This window comes from Brevundimonas sp. UBA7506, assembly GCF_002479495.1.
Classification (GTDB): domain Bacteria; phylum Pseudomonadota; class Alphaproteobacteria; order Caulobacterales; family Caulobacteraceae; genus Brevundimonas.
Window position 1 is genome coordinate 59,898 of record NZ_DLNQ01000008.1, and the last position, 16,271, is coordinate 76,168.

The 16,271-nt window shown below is 67.0% G+C and carries 14 protein-coding genes; 11 read left to right on the plus strand and 3 right to left on the minus strand.

From position 1 onward, the window contains the following. Positions 1 to 9: 9 nt before the first annotated feature. Complete coding sequence (locus B3K53_RS07775) at positions 10 to 723, minus strand: SDR family NAD(P)-dependent oxidoreductase (protein ID WP_292083613.1); 714 nt, start codon at positions 721 to 723, stop codon at positions 10 to 12. 131 nt (positions 724 to 854) lie between these two features. Between B3K53_RS07775 and B3K53_RS07780 the strand changes: the two genes are divergently transcribed. From B3K53_RS07780 to B3K53_RS07820, 9 genes are all read left to right on the plus strand, one after another. Next, entirely contained in the window at positions 855 to 1,562 is a 708-nt protein-coding gene (locus tag B3K53_RS07780) for an HAD family hydrolase (protein ID WP_292083614.1), read from the plus strand. Between the two features lie 238 nt (positions 1,563 to 1,800). Beyond that, positions 1,801 to 5,109, plus strand: a complete 3,309-nt coding sequence (locus B3K53_RS07785) for a TonB-dependent receptor domain-containing protein (protein WP_292083615.1) — start codon at positions 1,801 to 1,803, stop codon at positions 5,107 to 5,109. 215 nt (positions 5,110 to 5,324) lie between these two features. Continuing rightward, positions 5,325 to 5,603 carry a ribonuclease E inhibitor RraB gene (locus B3K53_RS07790; RefSeq protein ID WP_292083616.1) on the plus strand — a complete coding sequence of 93 codons (279 nt, stop codon included), beginning with the start codon at positions 5,325 to 5,327 and terminating at the stop codon, positions 5,601 to 5,603. Between the two features lie 9 nt (positions 5,604 to 5,612). Next, positions 5,613 to 8,912 carry a carbamoyl-phosphate synthase large subunit gene (gene carB, locus B3K53_RS07795; protein ID WP_292083617.1) on the plus strand — a complete coding sequence of 1,100 codons (3,300 nt, stop codon included), beginning with the start codon at positions 5,613 to 5,615 and terminating at the stop codon, positions 8,910 to 8,912. Between the two features lie 82 nt (positions 8,913 to 8,994). After that, on the plus strand, positions 8,995 to 9,288 hold the full coding sequence (locus B3K53_RS07800; protein WP_292083618.1) for a DUF1294 domain-containing protein: 294 nt from the start codon (positions 8,995 to 8,997) through the stop codon (positions 9,286 to 9,288). Between the two features lie 39 nt (positions 9,289 to 9,327). Further along, on the plus strand, positions 9,328 to 9,996 hold the full coding sequence (locus tag B3K53_RS07805) for a glutathione S-transferase (RefSeq protein WP_292083619.1): 669 nt from the start codon (positions 9,328 to 9,330) through the stop codon (positions 9,994 to 9,996). Positions 9,997 to 10,064: 68 nt separating this feature from the next. Beyond that, positions 10,065 to 10,268 carry a hypothetical protein gene (locus B3K53_RS07810; RefSeq protein WP_292083620.1) on the plus strand — a complete coding sequence of 68 codons (204 nt, stop codon included), beginning with the start codon at positions 10,065 to 10,067 and terminating at the stop codon, positions 10,266 to 10,268. A gap of 153 nt (positions 10,269 to 10,421) precedes the next feature. Then, positions 10,422 to 10,895: a transcription elongation factor GreA gene (greA, locus tag B3K53_RS07815; protein ID WP_292083622.1), complete on the plus strand. Its 474-nt coding sequence runs from the start codon at positions 10,422 to 10,424 to the stop codon at positions 10,893 to 10,895. After that, positions 10,886 to 11,917, plus strand: a complete 1,032-nt coding sequence (locus B3K53_RS07820; protein WP_292083623.1) for a mitochondrial fission ELM1 family protein — start codon at positions 10,886 to 10,888, stop codon at positions 11,915 to 11,917. Before greA ends, B3K53_RS07820 begins: the two co-directional genes overlap by 10 nt. Here B3K53_RS07820 and B3K53_RS07825 read toward each other — a convergent pair whose 3' ends face one another. Both B3K53_RS07825 and B3K53_RS07830 read right to left on the minus strand, forming a co-directional pair. Next, positions 11,918 to 13,423 (minus strand): DUF389 domain-containing protein, encoded by a 1,506-nt coding sequence (locus B3K53_RS07825; RefSeq protein ID WP_292083624.1) that lies wholly within the window; start codon positions 13,421 to 13,423, stop codon positions 11,918 to 11,920. Between the two features lie 49 nt (positions 13,424 to 13,472). Beyond that, a complete protein-coding gene (locus tag B3K53_RS07830; RefSeq protein WP_292083625.1) occupies positions 13,473 to 13,769 on the minus strand; it encodes a hypothetical protein in 297 nt (98 codons plus the stop codon). Positions 13,770 to 13,838: 69 nt separating this feature from the next. On the opposite strand from B3K53_RS07830, the gene trxB reads away from it, so the two are divergent. Both trxB and B3K53_RS07840 read left to right on the plus strand, forming a co-directional pair. Then, complete coding sequence (trxB, locus tag B3K53_RS07835; RefSeq protein WP_292083626.1) at positions 13,839 to 14,846, plus strand: thioredoxin-disulfide reductase; 1,008 nt, start codon at positions 13,839 to 13,841, stop codon at positions 14,844 to 14,846. Between the two features lie 288 nt (positions 14,847 to 15,134). Then, entirely contained in the window at positions 15,135 to 16,244 is a 1,110-nt protein-coding gene (locus B3K53_RS07840) for an IPTL-CTERM sorting domain-containing protein (RefSeq protein WP_292083627.1), read from the plus strand. Positions 16,245 to 16,271: the final 27 nt, after the last annotated feature.

Below are 16,271 nucleotides of genomic sequence, written 5' to 3' on the forward strand. Positions count from 1 at the left end.
GCCCGCCCTTTACGCGGGAATCCGCGCGCCGTCCCATGCGAATACGCCGCCGCTGTACGCCGGCGTCAGACCCTCGATCACCGTCAGCAGGCTGGCCGCGGCAAACGCCGGGGAGAACAGCTGATCGGGCTTGACCCCGCGCTGGAAGGGCGCGCTCAAGGGCGTGTCCACCGTGCCCGGATGCAGACCCGCGACCACCGCCTGCGGATGGGTGCGCGCCAGTTCCACCGACAGGGTCTTGAGGATCATGTTCAACCCCGCCTTGGACGCGCGATAGCTGTGCCAGCCGCCCAGCCGGTTGTCGCCTATGGAGCCGACCCGCGCCGACAGGGCCGCGAACACCGCCCGCTGGTCGCGCGGCAGCAGGGGCAGGAAGTGACGCGCCGCCAGGGCCGGTCCCACGGCGTTGATTCGGTAATCGCGCATCAGATGATCGGCCGACAGCTCGCGCCAGCTGCGTTCCGGCGTCTGACCCGAATGCAGCACCCCGGTCGTCACCACGATCAGGGTCGGCGCCGGCCCCTCGGCCAGCCTTGCGGCGGCGGTGGCCAGGCCGACCTCGCCTTCCAGATCGAGAAGACCGTGCGTCACGCCGTCGATGGGGGCGACCGGCGTGCGCGACAGGCCGTGCACCACGCGGTCGCCCGCATGGCCCAGTTGCTGCGCCAGCGCCCGTCCCACGCCGCCCGACACGCCCACGATGATCGCCGAACCCTTGATCATGGCCTTCGTCCTTCCGTGTCGGGAAGAAATACGTCGCCGAGCCGCCGCTGGACCGCCCGGCGCCCTACCCTCGCCATCAGCGGGGGTCTAGGAAGCGCCCAGCCTAAACACCGCCTGACCCGGACGCTCCCATGACGACCATCACCACCGTCGGCCTCGATGCCGACGACACCCTGTGGCACAACGAGACCATTTTCCGCCTCAGCCAGAAGCGGTTCGTGGACTTGCTGGCCGACCACGCCGACGAGCCTGTGATGATGGGGCGTCTGGCCGAGGTCGAGCAGCGCAACCTGCGTCTCTACGGCTATGGCGTGAAGGGCTTCACCCTGTCCATGCTGGAGACGGCCATGGAGCTGTGCGACGGCGCCGCCCCGCCGCACATCATCCGCGAGATCCTGGCCGCCGGACGCGAGATGCTGGCCCATCCGGTCGAGACCCTGCCCGGCGTCGACGAAGTCCTGGCCGAACTGGCCGAGAAATACCGCCTGGTCCTGATCACCAAGGGCGACCTGATGGATCAGGAACGCAAGCTGGCGGCCTCGGGTCTCGGCGACCTGTTCGCCGCCGTCGAGATCGTGTCGGAGAAGAACCGCTCCACCTATGACCGCGCCTTCGCCCTGCACGGCAGCGGCGCCGCCGAGGCGGTGATGGCCGGCAATTCCATGAAGTCCGATGTCCTGCCGGCCATCGAGGCCGGAGCCTTCGCCGCCCACATTCCCTACCACATCACCTGGGCTCACGAACTGGCCGACGCGCCCGAAGGACACCCGCGCTACGTCTCTCTCAGCCGCATCGCCGAGTTGCCCGACTGGATCGCCGCGATGGAACAATCCAGATAAATATCGACGATCTTCGAATGAAAATCGCCCATTTCACAGCATTCAATTCAGTGAACGTCGTGACACCAAATATTGAGACCGAGATCGTCTCAAATGTGTCTTGCTTGCACCACTACGACCACAAGGTGTCATCTCATCCACACTTTGACCAAACCTAGGCAGGTTTAGCCCAATTTCGGTCACAGCCGGGGGAATGTGTGACCGCTTCCGGCTTTTTTGTGTCAGGTGTATTAAAGTAATGAGAGCTTTCCTCCTCGGTTCCACGGTTCTGGTGAGCGCCTTCGCGCTGACGGCTCCGGCGATGGCCCAGTCGGCCGACGCTGCTCAGCCGGTCGCGCAAGACGTCGCCACCGAAGTGGGCGAGATCGTCGTCACGGGTTCGCGCATCCGCCGCGATCCGACCAACGCGCCGACCCCGCTGATCCAAGTCCAGCGCGAAGCGCTGCTGACCACCGGCCAGACGACGGTCATGGACTATCTGGCCACCATCCCGGCCCTGGGCAATTCGGTCGTTCCGTCGGACACGACGGGCTCGAACCTGGGCGACGGCGGCCTGTCGCTGCCGAACCTGCGTTCGCTGGGCTCCAACCGCACCCTGACCCTGGTCGATGGTCGCCGCCACGTCGGTTCGGCCGGCGGCTCGCTGTCGGTCGACATCGACACCATCCCGCGTCTGCTGATCCAGAACATCGAGATCGTCACGGGCGGCGCCTCGTCGGTTTACGGCGCCGACGCCGTTTCGGGCGTGCTGAACTTCGTGATGCGCAAGGACTTCGAAGGTCTGGAGATCGACGCCAACTACGGCATGATCAACCAGGGCGGCGAAGCCAACAAGCGCGTCTCGGCCCTGATCGGCAAGAACTTCTTCGACGACCGTCTGAACGTCTATGCTCACGCTGAATACGAGCAGATCGACGAAGTCACCTCGATGGACATCGACTGGATCCGTCGCGCTCCCGTTCGCCTGGGCATCGACGCCGATCCGACCAACGCCCAGTACGACGGCCGCATCGACACCCACGTCTTCACCGGCGTGAAGCGTCTGGACATTCCGCGTTGGGGTCAGACCACCCTGGCCAACGTCCAGCGTCCCAGCGACCTGACCAACCCGAACGTCGCCTACGCTGACTGCTTCCCCGGCGGCGAGTTCTCGTACAGCGCCAACTGCTTCGGCGTCGCGCCCGGCAAGACCTTCTGGTACGAAAACGGCGGCGCTCGCCTGGCCAACTTCGGTCAGCGCGTCGGCGAGACCGGCATCAACCGCCCCTACAACATCGGCGGCGACGGTGAGAACCCGGCCGACTTCTCGACCGGTTCGCGCGTCCCGCGTTCGGAGTCGCAACGCTATCAGGTCGGCTCGACCTTCAAGCTGACCGACAACATCGAACTGTACGGCGAAGCCAAGTACGTCACGGAAGACACCTTCGACCGCGGCCAGCCGACCTTCTTCGACGTCGACCTGGTCAACTCCTACGACGCGAACACCGCCAACCCGATCTACGCGGTGAACAACTTCGACCTGCGCTGGGACGACAACGCCTTCCTGCCGTCGATCGTCAAGGAAGCCATCCGCACCAACGTCGTCACGCCCTACAGCCGCCCGACGGCCGACGCGGCCGGCCAGGCCCTGCCGGGCATCGCCCTGCAGAACGCCCGCCACACCCTGTTCGGTCCCGACCGCACCCAAGACAACACGCGTGAACTGCAGCGCTACGTCGTCGGCGCCCGCGGCGACTTCGACCAGCTCGGCTTCGTCAAGGACATCGCCTGGGATCTGGGCTACACCTACGGCAAGGTCGAGATCGAAAACCGCGAACGCGGCGTCGATGGTCAACGTTTCGCCCTGGCGGCTGACGCCGTCGTCGACACCGCCGGCCTCGTCAACGGCAAGGCTGGCGAAATCGTCTGCCGCGTCCAACTGCTGAACGCTCAAGGCGTGCCGAACGGCGCCCTGGGCGACCCGCAACGCGGCGGCGATCTGCGCGACACCCAGTACGGCCGCGACTCGATCTCGCAGTGCACCCCGCTGAACATCTTCGGCAAGGGCAACCAGAGCGCCGAAGCTCTCGAATACGTCGACGCCGTCATCGGCATCACCGAACGTAACGAGCAGCAGCAATTCCTGGGCTCGGTCTCGGGCAACCTGTGGGACTTCTGGGGCGCCGGCGCCATCGGCCTGGCCATCGGCGGCGAGTACCGCAAGGAAACGACCGAAGCCACCGGCCGCGATCGCGACACCGACGGCCGCCTGCTCTTCCTGAACTCGGGCCCGGACTTCCCGGAAGCCTCCTATGAGTCCAAGGAAGTCTTCACCGAGCTGTCGATCCCGCTGTTCCGCGACAGCTTCCTGGGCGAGTACGCCGAGCTGAGCGGTTCGTACCGCTACGCCGACTACTCCACCGTGGGCAACGTCGATGTCTATGGCGTGAACCTGGTCTATCGTCCGATCCCGGACATCAGCTTCAAGACCAGCTACAACACCTCGGTTCGGGTGCCTGACCTGGGCGAAAACTTCTCGCCGCTCAGCGAAACCTTCCTGAACAACATCGTCGATCCGTGCGCGACCCTGAACATCGCCGCGGTCTCCGAAGCCGACAAGAAGGCCAACCGCATCAAGAACTGCACCGCCCTGGCGGCGCAGCAAGGCCTGACCTTCGACTTCGCCGGCGCCACCGCCACCAACGCCGACGACTTCAACCCGACCTACACCTCGGGCATCTCCGGTTCGGCCGGCGGCAACCCGAACCTGAAGCCGGAAGAATCGACCAGCTTCACCTTCTCGACGGTGCTGAAGCCCCGCTTCATCCCGAACTTCTCGCTGGTCCTCGACTACTACGAGATCGAGATCGAACAGGTCATCGCTGCGGTGTCGGCCCAGACGGCGGCGGAAAACTGCGTCAACGGCGACAGCCTCAACGAGGCGGCCTGCTCGACCATCTTCCGCAACAACCCGAACATCGAGTTCGGCATCGGCGCCCCCAACGGCGACCCGGTGGGCGGCTTCATCGAGGGTTCGCTGAACTACGCCAAGCTGCAAACCCGCGGCCTGGACGTCACGGCGCGCTACAGCTTCGACTTCGAAGAGATGCTGGGCCGCAACTGGGGCGTTCTGGACTACTCGCTGTCGGGCAACTGGCTGATCGAGCAGAAGAACTTCCTGAACGAAGCCGACCCCGCCGACTACGACGACCTGTCCAGCACGATCGGCTACCCGCGCGTGCGTCTGTCCTCGTCGCTGACCTGGACGCCGAACGACGTCTGGAGTGTCAACTGGACGGCGGACTGGCAAGCCGCCCAGGACATCGTCCAGGTTCGCGACTGGGTGCTGAACGCCGACTCGCGCACCTCGGACCAACTGGACACCGAGAACTTCGTGCGTAACGACGTGACGGTGCGCTGGAACGTTCGTGACGATCTGTCGGTTCGCGCCGGCGTGGTGAACCTGTTCGACGCCGAACAGCCGTCCTACCTGGGCACCACCCTGTACTCGAACTTCGACCCCTATGGTCGTCGCTTCTTCGTCGGCCTGAACTACCGTCCCTGGTAATTCCGGTCTGAAGACAGGTTGAAGGGCGGCCCGCGAGGGCCGCCCTTTTTCTTTGCCTGCTGCAAGGCTTTCCGGGTCTTGCCAGCGGGGGTCCGGCTCTCTAAACGGGCCGCTTAACCGACAACCTGAACGGATCGGTCGCGGGCCTCGCCCTGCGTCCGGTTTCTTCGCGCGCGTGGAGCCCGGCGCTGAACAGTCACGAGGAAAAGGATGCTATGGTGCGCGCTGCTCTGGCCGAGCAGGGCGACAGCGGGATCACCCCGCGCCATACGTTGTTCTATTTCTACGGCGACGAGGATGCGCACGGCGATCTCTGCGAGGTCGCGCGTCGTGCGGGTTTTCTGACTCGGGGCCAGGGCGACATGACCGTTCTGGAAACAACCATGCCGGTCGATGAGGCGTCGTTCTCGCCTGTGTCGGCCATGATGCAATCCTGGGCCGCGGCCTTCCAGCTCGATTACGACGGCTGGGAGTGCGCGGTCGTGACGAACTGAGTAACGCCGATGCCCAAGCGCACAGACATCAAGTCCATCCTGATCATCGGCGCCGGCCCGATCGTCATCGGCCAGGCGTGTGAGTTCGACTACTCCGGCGTTCAGGCCTGCAAGGCGCTGAAGGCCGAGGGTTACCGGGTCATCCTGGTCAACTCGAACCCCGCCACCATCATGACCGACCCGGAGGTGGCCGACGCCACCTATATCGAGCCGATCACCCCGGACATCGTCGAGAAGATCATCGCCAAGGAGCGCCCCGACGCCCTCCTGCCGACCATGGGCGGCCAGACCGCGCTGAACACGGCCTTGGCCCTGAACGCCTCGGGCGCCCTGGCCAAGTACGGCGTCGAGATGATCGGGGCCAAGGCCGAGGTCATCGACAAGGCCGAGGACCGTCAGAAGTTCCGCGACGCCATGGACAAGCTGGGTCTGGAATCGCCCCGCTCGCGCGCCATCCACCACATCGAGGAAGCCGACGACGCCCTGGCCTTCGTCGGCCTGCCCGCCATCATCCGCCCGTCCTTCACCCTGGCCGGCACCGGCGGCGGCATCGCCTATAACATCGAGGAGTTCCACGAGATCGTGGAGCGCGGTCTGGACCTGTCGCCGACCACCGAGGTCCTGATCGAAGAGTCGGTCCTGGGCTGGAAGGAATACGAGATGGAGGTCGTCCGCGACACGGCGGACAACTGCATCATCATCTGCTCGATCGAGAACGTGGACCCCATGGGCGTCCACACCGGCGACAGCATCACCGTCGCCCCGGCCCTGACGCTGACCGACAAGGAATATCAGCTGATGCGCACGGGCTCGATCAACGTCCTGCGCGAGATCGGCGTCGAGACCGGCGGCTCCAACGTCCAGTGGGCGATCAACCCGGCCGACGGCCGCATGGTCGTCATCGAGATGAACCCGCGCGTGTCGCGCTCCTCGGCCCTGGCCTCCAAGGCCACCGGCTTCCCCATCGCCAAGGTCGCCGCCCGTCTGGCCGTCGGCTACACCCTGGACGAGCTGCAGAACGACATCACCCAGGTCACGCCGGCCAGCTTCGAGCCGAGCATCGACTATGTGGTCACCAAGATCCCGCGCTTCGCGTTTGAAAAGTATCCGGGTTCGGAACCGCACCTGACCACGGCCATGAAGTCGGTCGGCGAGGTCATGGCCATCGGCCGCACCTTCCAGGAGTCGATGCAGAAGGCCCTGCGCGGTCTGGAAACCGGCCTGAACGGCTTTGACGAGATCGAGATCGAGGGCGTCGCCGACGCCGACGACGACGCGGGCGCCCGCGCCGCCGTCATCCGCGCCCTGGGCGAGCCCACGCCGGACCGCATCCGCGTCATCGCCCAGGCCTTCCGCCACGGCCTGACGGTCGAAGACGTCCACGCCGCCTGCTTCTACGAGCCCTGGTTCCTGCGTCAGATCGCTGACCTGATCCGCACCGAGGGCCACGTCCGCGTCCAGGGCCTGCCCGCGACGGAGACCGAGTTCCGCAAGCTCAAGGCCAAGGGCTTCTCCGACGCCCGCCTGGCGGCCCTGACCGGCAAGACCGAAGCCGAGGTGCGCGGCGCCCGCCGCGCCCTGAAGGTCCGCCCGACCTTCAAGCGCATCGACACCTGCGCCGCCGAGTTCGCCTCGGCCACGGCCTATATGTATTCGACCTATGAGACCGGCGCCCTGGGCCAGATCCCCGAGTGCGAAGCCGCGCCGTCGGACAAGAAGAAGGCCATCATCCTCGGCGGCGGTCCCAACCGCATCGGTCAGGGCATCGAGTTCGACTACTGCTGCTGCCACGCGGCCTTCGCCTTTGCGGACATCGGCGTCGAGTCGATCATGGTCAACTGCAACCCCGAGACCGTCTCGACCGACTACGACACCTCCGACCGCCTCTACTTCGAGCCCCTGACGGCCGAGGACGTGCTGGAGCTGATCGACGTTGAACGCTCGAAGGGCGACCTGATCGGCGTCGTCGTTCAGTTCGGCGGCCAGACCCCGCTGAAGCTGGCCCATGCCCTGCAGGAGGACGGCGTGCCGATCCTGGGCACCAGCGTCGACAGCATCGACCTGGCCGAGGACCGCGAGCGCTTCCAGCAGATGCTGCAGGCCATCGGCCTGCAACAGCCGCCCAACGGTCTGGCCCGCAGCGCCGAGGAAGCCGCGCAGAAGGCGGAGGAAGTCGGCTATCCCGTCGTGCTGCGCCCCTCCTATGTTCTTGGCGGCCGCGGCATGATGATCGTCCACGACCGCGAGCAACTGGACCGCTACGTCCACGAGGCCATGCGCGTCTCGGGCGATGATCCGGTGCTGATCGACCACTATCTGAACCGCGCCACCGAGGTGGACGTCGACGCCCTGTGCGACGACGAGACCGTCTTCGTCGCCGGCGTGCTGGAGCACATCGAGGAAGCCGGCGTCCACTCGGGCGACAGCGCCTGCTCCATGCCGCCCTTCTCGCTGCGCCCCGAGATCGTGGCCGAACTGAAGCGTCAGACCACCGCCATGGCCAAGGCCCTGAAGGTGCGCGGCCTGATGAACGTGCAGTTCGCCATCGAGGAGCCGCACAGCGAAAACCCGCGCATCTTCGTGCTGGAAGTGAACCCGCGCGCCAGCCGCACGGCGCCTTTCGTGGCCAAGACCATCGGCCAGCCGGTCGCCGCCATCGCCGCCAAGGTCATGGCCGGCGAGAAGCTGTCCAGCTTCGGTCTGGTGGACAAGGACCTGGAGCATATCGCGGTCAAGGAAGCCGTCTTCCCCTTCGCCCGCTTCGCCGGCGTGGACACCATCCTCGGCCCGGAAATGCGTTCGACCGGCGAGGTCATGGGCCTGGACTGGAAGCGTGACGGCGAGGCCGATCTGGCCCCCGCCTTCGCCCGCGCCTTCGCCAAGTCGCAGATCGGCGGCGGGACCGTCCTGCCGACCGAAGGCTGCGCCTTCGTCTCGGTCAAGGAAGCCGACAAGCCCTTCATCGTCGAGGCCGTCCGTTCCCTGCTGGAGCAGGGCTTCTCGGTGATCGCCACCTCGGGCACCCACGACTATCTGGCGTCGCAGGGCGTCGAGGTCGGTCTGGTCAAGAAGGTGCTGGAAGGCCGCCCCAACATCGTCGACGCCATGAAGAACGGCGAGGTCCAGTTGGTCTTCAACACCACGGACGGCAAGCAGGCCCTGGCCGACAGCTTCTCCATCCGCCGCACGGCCCTGATGATGAAGATCCCCTACTACACCACCGCCGCCGGCTCGCTGGCCGCGGCCCAGGGCATCGCCGCCATCCGCGCCGGCGAACTGGATGTCCGCCCGGTGCAGTCCTACAACTGAGCCTCGGCCCAGTCGTGAAAATCAGCCCCCGGCGTTCCGACGCCGGGGGCTTTTTCTTGCGCCCCATGACACAAGCGGCCTCATGCCCCTGATCCTGCTGGCCCTCTCCATCGCCAATCTGATCGCCTTCGGCCTGTTCGCCATCGACAAGACGCGGGCCCGATCGGGCCGACGCCGCATCCCCGAGCGCACACTGCTGACCGCCGCCCTGTTCGGCGGCCTCGGCGCCGGGCTCGGCCAGCGACTGCTGCGGCACAAGACCCGCAAGCAGCCGTTCGCCGCCTGGCTGGGCCTGATCCTGACGCTTCACGTCCTGCTCCTGCTGAGCGCCCTGGTCCTCTGGCTCGCCTGCCCCCTCTGGACGGACCCGACGTAAAGCGCCCAAGCTGAGCCTTCATCAGACGGAGCCCGTCCCATGATCGTCGTCCATCACCTGAACAACTCCCGCTCGCAGCGTGTGCTCTGGCTGCTGGAGGAGTTGGGTCTGCCTTATGAGATCAAACGCTATCAGCGGAACCCGGCCACCATGCTGGCCCCGCCCGAGCTGAAGGCGGTGCATCCGCTCGGCAAGTCGCCGGTGCTGGACGACGGCGACATCCGCGTGGCCGAGACGGGCGCCATCATCGAATACCTGCTGGACGCCTATGATCCGGAGGGGCGACTGCGCCCGACGCGCGGCACGGCGGACGGACGACGCTTCAGCTACTGGCTGCACTACGCCGAGGGCTCGGCCATGCCGCCCCTGCTGCTGAAGCTCGTCTTCAGCCAGTTGCCGAAACGGGCGCCGGGTCTGGTTCGCCCCCTCGTCAACGGCATCGCCGCCAAGGCGCAGCGCACCTTCATCAACCCGCAGTTGAAGAGCCATGCGGACTGGCAGGAGGCCGAACTGGCCGCCACCGGCTGGTTCGCCGGGCCGCACTTCAGCGCCGCCGACATCATGATGAGCTTCCCGCTGGAGGCCGCCGCCAGCCGCGCCATCGACCTGGCGGCCTATCCCAACATAGCCCTGTTCCTGAAGGCGATTCACGCCCGCCCGGCCTGGAAACGCGCCCTGGAGCGCGGTGGAGAGTACGCCTACGCCTGATCGCGGCGGTCGATGATCACGGCTTCGCGAGGCTGAAACCCCGCCCCGGCGACGGCGTTTACGCCCCCATGCGCCTGTGCGTCATCTCCCTCGTCGCGGCCCTCGTCGCCGCTGTCTGCCTGGTCATCGCCTTCATCGCGGCTGGGGTGGGCATGATCTCGGTCCTGTTCGTCCTGGTCGCCGGCGCGGCCCTGGGGCTGATCGTCTGGACCGCCCTGCGGCGCTGGCTGAGCCGTGAACGGGGGCGTCGCCCGATGCGACAGGAGCCCTGACGTCGCAGCTTGGCTGTGCGCCCGTCGTCCTACTTGAGTTTGGCGAACAGGCGCCCTACCCTCTTTGCCCGATCACGCGCGCCCCGTGACCGTGACTGTGCCGATTAAACGTCTCTCCTTAGTCTCCGGGCGAAACAAGAAACTCACGACACAATGGAAAAAGTGCCGATGACGGCCGAGGGCTACCGTGTCCTCGACGAACAACTGAAGCAATTGAAGCAGGTCGAACGGCCGAGCGTCATCGCGGCCATCTCCGAGGCCCGCGAGCACGGCGACCTGTCCGAGAACGCCGAGTATCACGCCGCCAAGGAACGCCAAGGCTGGATCGAAGGCTCGATCGCCGAGATCGAGGACAAGCTGTCGCGCGCCCAGGTCATCGACGTGACCAAGCTGTCGGGCAGCCAGGTCAAGTTCGGCGCCACCGTCACCTTCGTGGACGAGGACACCGAGGAAGAGGGCGTCTATCAGATCGTCGGCGAGCACGAGGCCGACGTGAAGTCGGGCAAGATCTCCATCGCCTCGCCGATCGCCCGCGCCCTGATTTCGAAGGAAGTCGGCGACGTGGTCGAGGTCAACACGCCCGGCGGCGTGAAGGCCTATGAGATCCTCAAGGTCGAGTGGAAATAGGCTCGCCTCCTCACGAGGACGCCACAGGGGCGCGCGGTTCCGCCGCGCGCCCTCTGTCCATCTGGGTCGCATCCGACGGCCGGACCGGCATCCAGAACCAGGCCCTGGGCCTGGCCGAGGCGGTCGCCCGCCTGACGCCCGCCGACATCGCCATCAAGACCGTCCGCTGGCGGCCCCTGTTCGACCGCTGGCCCTCGGGGCTGAAGACCCCCGCCATGCTGGCGCCGGGGTCCTTCGATCCCCGCGCCGCGACCGACTGGCCCGATCTGTGGATCGCCACCGGGCGCGCCAGCCTGCCCCTGTCGGCCAAGGTCCGCGAGTGGAGCCACGGCAAGACCTTCACGGTCCAGACCCAGGACCCGCGCTGGAAGAACAGCGCCTACGACCTGATCGTCGCCCCCGCCCATGACAGCCTGTCCGGCGACAATGTCTTCGAGATCATCGGCAGCCCGCACCGCATCACGCCGCAGCGGCTGGCCGAGGCCGCGCCCGCCTTCGCCGACCGGATCGAGGCCCTGCCCCGCCCGCGCGTCACGGTCATGATCGGCGGCACGTCGAAGGCCTTCGACCTGCCCGAGGCCCACGCCGCCGCCCTGGCCGACCAGATCAAGACGGCGGTGCAGGCGGCGAAGGGGTCGCTGCTGCTGACCTTCTCCCGTCGCACGCCGGACGCCGCCAAGAGAGTGATGACCGAGCGCCTGTCGGCCCTGCCCGGCTGGATCTGGGACGGCGGCGGCGACAACCCCCTGTTCGCCATGCTGGCCGCCGCCGATCATGTCCTGGTCACCGAGGACAGCGCCAATATGGCGACCGAGGCCGCCTCGACCGGCAAGCCCGTCCACATCCTGCCCATGATCGCGCTGAAGCCCGCCGGCAAGTTCGCCCGACTGCACGCTGATCTCGAGGCCCATGGCGCCGCCCGGTCTTTCGACGGATCGCTGGACGACTGGACCTACGCCCCGCTCAATGAGACCGAGCGGGCGGCCCGCGCCGTGCTGGAGGCCATGGCCGCGCGCGGCTGATCAGCCAAGGTCCAGTCGCGCCAGATTCTCGTCGCCGCGCAGGCAGGCCGGCCCCTCTTCATCACGGATCGAGACGCCCGCCGCCGCCAGTTGGGCGCGGAAGGCCTCGCCCGTGTTCGGCGACGGCGCCTGGCCCTCGATGGCCGCCGCGCCAGGCGCGGGGCGGCAGTCGCTGAGGGCCGGGCTGGCGCGCCAACGCTTCAGGGCCCAGACCGCCCGCGCCCGCGCGCCCGCGTCGCCCAGATCGACCGTCTTCAGTTCCTGCACCGGGGGCGTGACCCAGACGTCCACCCCCTCGAACCGGCCGCGCAGCGCCGCCTCCAGCGCATAGGCGCTGGCCAGATCGAGGCCCGCGTCCGGCCGCAGCAGGACGATGGCCCGACGGCCCTCGGCGTCCACCATGACCGCGTCGGTGGCGAAGGGCACGGCCTCGGACAGGCGGGTGCGCAAGGTCGCGGTCGGATCCAGGTTCGAGCCGGCGCTGGCCTGAACCGCGCGCGAGGCCGCCTGGGGATCGGCCACGACGATCTGGTCCAGGGTCGCCGTGACCGGCGTGTGCAGGGCCGCCGACAGGCGGTTCTGAAGGTGCGTCTGCGCGTCAACGACCAGCTTGCGGGTGCTGACCAGGGTCGAGACGGTGACGCCCCGGCCTTCGCTGCGGGCGTCCAGAAGGGTGATGCGCGCATCCGACCCGGCGAAGATGTCGGCCACCGCCGTCCGCGTCTCGGCCGTGGCCTGGCTCTCCAGCCCGATAGCGCGCAGCGAGATCATCAGAGGGATCGACAGCAAGACGAAGACGGCCAGCACGGCGATCCCGCGCCACGGCGACGGCCGTTCCATCAACCGGGGGCGGAACCCGAAGAAGCCCGCCGTCAGCGTCGCCGCCAGGGCGATGGCCAGCAGGTTGGTCATGAACAGATAGAAGGCGCCGATCGAGATCGACAGGTCCCCTGTGCCGATGCCGAAGCCCACCGTCGCCACCGGCGGCATCAGGGCGGTGGCGATGGCCACGCCGATGATGGTCTCGCCGCGCTGACGCACCACCGCATAGGCCCCGGCCACCCCGGAAAAGACCGCGATCAGGAGGTCGAAGAAGTTGGGCCGGGTTCGCGCCAGGATTTCGCTGGTCGGCTCTTTCAACGGCGACAGAAGGGTCAGCAGGATGGCCACCGCCAAGGCCACGGCCATGCCCACCACCAGACAGGTCAGCGACTGCTTCAGCCGCGCCCAGTCCAGCAGGGCCAAGGAGAACCCCAGGGCCACGATAGGTCCCATCATCGGCGAGACCAGCATGGCCCCGATGACCACCGCCGGCGACGACAGCATCAGCCCCAGCACGGCGATGGCCGCCGAGATCACCGTCATCATCAGATAGCGGCCGCTGAGACCGCCGTTGTCATAGACCGAGGCCTCGACCGCCGCCTGATCGACGCCGCGCCGCGCATAGGCCAGCACGCGGCGCACATAGCTGCGGGTCTCGCGGATCGGATCGGCGGCGGCAGGCATGGCGTAACCTCGTTCCTCGGCGCAGGATGAGCCCCGACGAGGAGGCCCGTCAATCGCCGCCGCCCCCCCCGTCGGACCCGCCGCAGTCGGCGCCCGGAGCGCAGTGGCCGCCGCTCGACGTCGAAGCCCCGCCGTCCGACACCATCGGCGAACCGTCCGACGCCGTCTTGTCCTTCTGCGCCTTCACATTGGCGGCCCCCATCAGAGCCACGCCGAGCCCCGAGCCGATGGCCACGCCCAGCGAGAGGCCCAGAGCCAGGTTGTCGGTCGCCACGCCCAGGGCCGTGCCCATGCCGACGCCCAGGCCGATTCCGATCGGCAGAAAGGCCGCACTCTTGTTGCTCATGATCAAATCCCCCGTGCAGAACCCGCAGCCTAGCATCGCGCTTCGGGGAATCAGCGCCTAAATAGGGCTATGACCCAAGCTCGTACTGTCCGCCTCGCCGTCATCGGTTCCGGTCCCGCCGGCTGGACCGCCGCCATCTACGCCGCCCGCGCCTCGCTGAACCCGGTGGTCATCGCCGGCCTGCAACCCGGCGGTCAGCTGACCATCACCACGGATGTCGAGAACTATCCCGGCTTCGCCGAGACCATCCAGGGTCCCTGGCTGATGGAGCAGATGCAGGCCCAGGCCGTGCACGTCGGGACCGAGGTCATCCACGACATCGTGGTCAAGGCCGACCTGTCGCAGCGCCCCTTCCGCCTGACGCTGGACAGCGGCGCGGAGCTGTTGGCTGAAACCGTGGTCATCTCGACCGGCGCCCAGGCCAAGTGGCTGGGACTGGAGTCGGAGGCCGACTATCAGGGCTTCGGCGTTTCCGCCTGCGCCACCTGCGACGGCTTCTTCTATCGCGGCAAGCAGGTCGTGGTCGTCGGCGGCGGCAACACCGCCGTCGAGGAAGCCCTGTTCCTGACCAACTTCGCCGAGAAGGTCACGGTCATCCACCGCAAGAATGAGTTCCGCGCCGAGAAGATCCTGCAGGACCGCCTGTTCGCCCATCCCAAGATCGAGGTGATCTGGGACGTGACGGTCGATGAAATCCTCGGCGTCGTCGACGGCGTGGCCCGCAACGTCACCGGCGTGCGGCTCAAGAACGTCAAGACCGGCGACCTGTCGGAAATCCCCGCCGACGGCGTCTTCATCGCCATCGGCCACGCCCCGTCGTCGGAACTGTTCAAGGGCCAGCTGGAGATCAACTCGGGCGGCTATCTGCGGGTCAAGCCCGGCACGGCCTCGACCGCCATCGAGGGCGTCTACGCCGCCGGCGACGTGACCGACGACGTCTATCGCCAGGCCGTCACCGCCGCCGGCATGGGCTGCATGGCCGCCCTGGAAGCCGCCCGCTTCCTGGCCGAGGAAGACCACAAGGCCGCCCACAACCCCATCAGCCACAAGGAGGCCGAGAAGATCGGCGCCTGGTAGGCCTCACAAGCCCATCCTCCCCGTCCGGGAGGTGGGCTACGGCGCCCCGGCGCGTCGGCGCGCCAACGGCGACGTCCGAAAGACGCCTGCTGGTGAATGTCTGCTTTCGACCCTGGCTGAAGTTCAGAACATCCGCTCGTGAGGCATTGATCCCGCCTCCGCTTCGGGATCGAAACCATGGCTGGGGAGCAGAGATCAACGCAATCCACAGTTGATCACTATAAAAAACGATGCCTTTTGTCTCCCGTTCTGGGACACGCCACTTTTGGTCCCGAGGGGGAAGTTGACATGAGCATCATCGGACGGGGTTGGCGAGATCGCCAAGCCCTGCGCGTCGCTGCGGCGGCAATGGGCGTTTTCTTTCTCGGGATACTGGCCCTTGCCAGCCCTGCCCTGGCTCAGACGGCCTATGTTCCAGAGTTTGACACTGACTCCGTCTCGGTGATCGACGTCGCCAGCAATACCGTAACCGCCACCATCTCGGTGGGAGATGCTCCCTACGGCGTAGCGGTCTCGCCCAACGGATCGCGGGCCTATATCGCCATCAGTGGCGACGACACCGTCTCGGTGATCGACACCGCCAGCAACACCGTGATCGAAACCATCACGGTGGGAGACGGGCCCTCCGGCGTAACGGTCTCGCCCAACGGATCGCGGGCCTATGTCGCCAACAGTGCCGACAACACCGTCTCGGTGATCGACACCGCCAGCAACACCGTGATCGACACCATCACGGTGGGGGCCTCCCCCTTCGGGGTGGCGGTTTCGCCCAACGGATCGCGGGCCTATGTCACCAACAGTGCCGACAACACCGTCTCGGTGATCGACACCGCCAGCAACACCGTGATCGCCATCATCACGGTGGGAGCCATCCCCTATGGCGTGGCGGTCTCGCCCAACGGATCGCGGGCCTATGTCGCCAACAATGGCGACGATACCGTCTCGGTGATCGACACCGCCAGCAACACCGTGATCGCCACCATCACGGTGGGAGACGAGCCCTCCGGCGTAACGGTCTCGCCCAACGGATCGCGGGCCTATGTCGCCAACAGTGCCGACAACACCGTCTCGGTGATCGACACCGCCAGCAACACCGTGGCCGACACCATCACGGTGGGATATACCCCCCTCGGCGTGGCGGTGTCGCCCAGCGGATCGCGGGCCTATGTCGCCAACAGTGGCGACGACACCGTCTCGGTGATCGACACCGCCAGCAACACCGTGACCGACACCATCACGGTGGGAGGCACGCCCTATGCCCTGGGCCAGTTCATCGGGCCGGCGCCGAGCGCGCCGGCTCCGGTCCCGACGATGTCGGAATGGGGAACGATCCTGCTGGGTCTGGCCTTTGCGGGCGGTGCGGCGGTTCTGATCCAGCGCCGGCGCGCGGTCGCCTAGAACGAGCGTCTCAGACACGAGAGCGGC

What these genes read in the sequence shown, in the direction of transcription:
- greA (WP_292083622.1), top strand. Translation starts at nt 10,422, where the DNA reads ATGGAAAAAGTGCCGATGACGGCCGAGGGCTACCGTGTCCTCGACGAA.
- B3K53_RS07825 (WP_292083624.1), bottom strand. Translation starts at nt 13,423, where the DNA reads ATGCCTGCCGCCGCCGATCCGATCCGCGAGACCCGCAGCTATGTGCGC.
- B3K53_RS07830 (WP_292083625.1), bottom strand. Translation starts at nt 13,769, where the DNA reads ATGAGCAACAAGAGTGCGGCCTTTCTGCCGATCGGAATCGGCCTGGGC.
- trxB (WP_292083626.1), top strand. Translation starts at nt 13,839, where the DNA reads ATGACCCAAGCTCGTACTGTCCGCCTCGCCGTCATCGGTTCCGGTCCC.
- B3K53_RS07800 (WP_292083618.1), top strand. Translation starts at nt 8,995, where the DNA reads ATGCCCCTGATCCTGCTGGCCCTCTCCATCGCCAATCTGATCGCCTTC.
- B3K53_RS07810 (WP_292083620.1), top strand. Translation starts at nt 10,065, where the DNA reads ATGCGCCTGTGCGTCATCTCCCTCGTCGCGGCCCTCGTCGCCGCTGTC.
- carB (WP_292083617.1), top strand. Translation starts at nt 5,613, where the DNA reads ATGCCCAAGCGCACAGACATCAAGTCCATCCTGATCATCGGCGCCGGC.
- B3K53_RS07780 (WP_292083614.1), top strand. Translation starts at nt 855, where the DNA reads ATGACGACCATCACCACCGTCGGCCTCGATGCCGACGACACCCTGTGG.
- B3K53_RS07840 (WP_292083627.1), top strand. Translation starts at nt 15,135, where the DNA reads ATGAGCATCATCGGACGGGGTTGGCGAGATCGCCAAGCCCTGCGCGTC.
- B3K53_RS07775 (WP_292083613.1), bottom strand. Translation starts at nt 723, where the DNA reads ATGATCAAGGGTTCGGCGATCATCGTGGGCGTGTCGGGCGGCGTGGGA.
- B3K53_RS07790 (WP_292083616.1), top strand. Translation starts at nt 5,325, where the DNA reads ATGGTGCGCGCTGCTCTGGCCGAGCAGGGCGACAGCGGGATCACCCCG.
- B3K53_RS07805 (WP_292083619.1), top strand. Translation starts at nt 9,328, where the DNA reads ATGATCGTCGTCCATCACCTGAACAACTCCCGCTCGCAGCGTGTGCTC.
- B3K53_RS07785 (WP_292083615.1), top strand. Translation starts at nt 1,801, where the DNA reads ATGAGAGCTTTCCTCCTCGGTTCCACGGTTCTGGTGAGCGCCTTCGCG.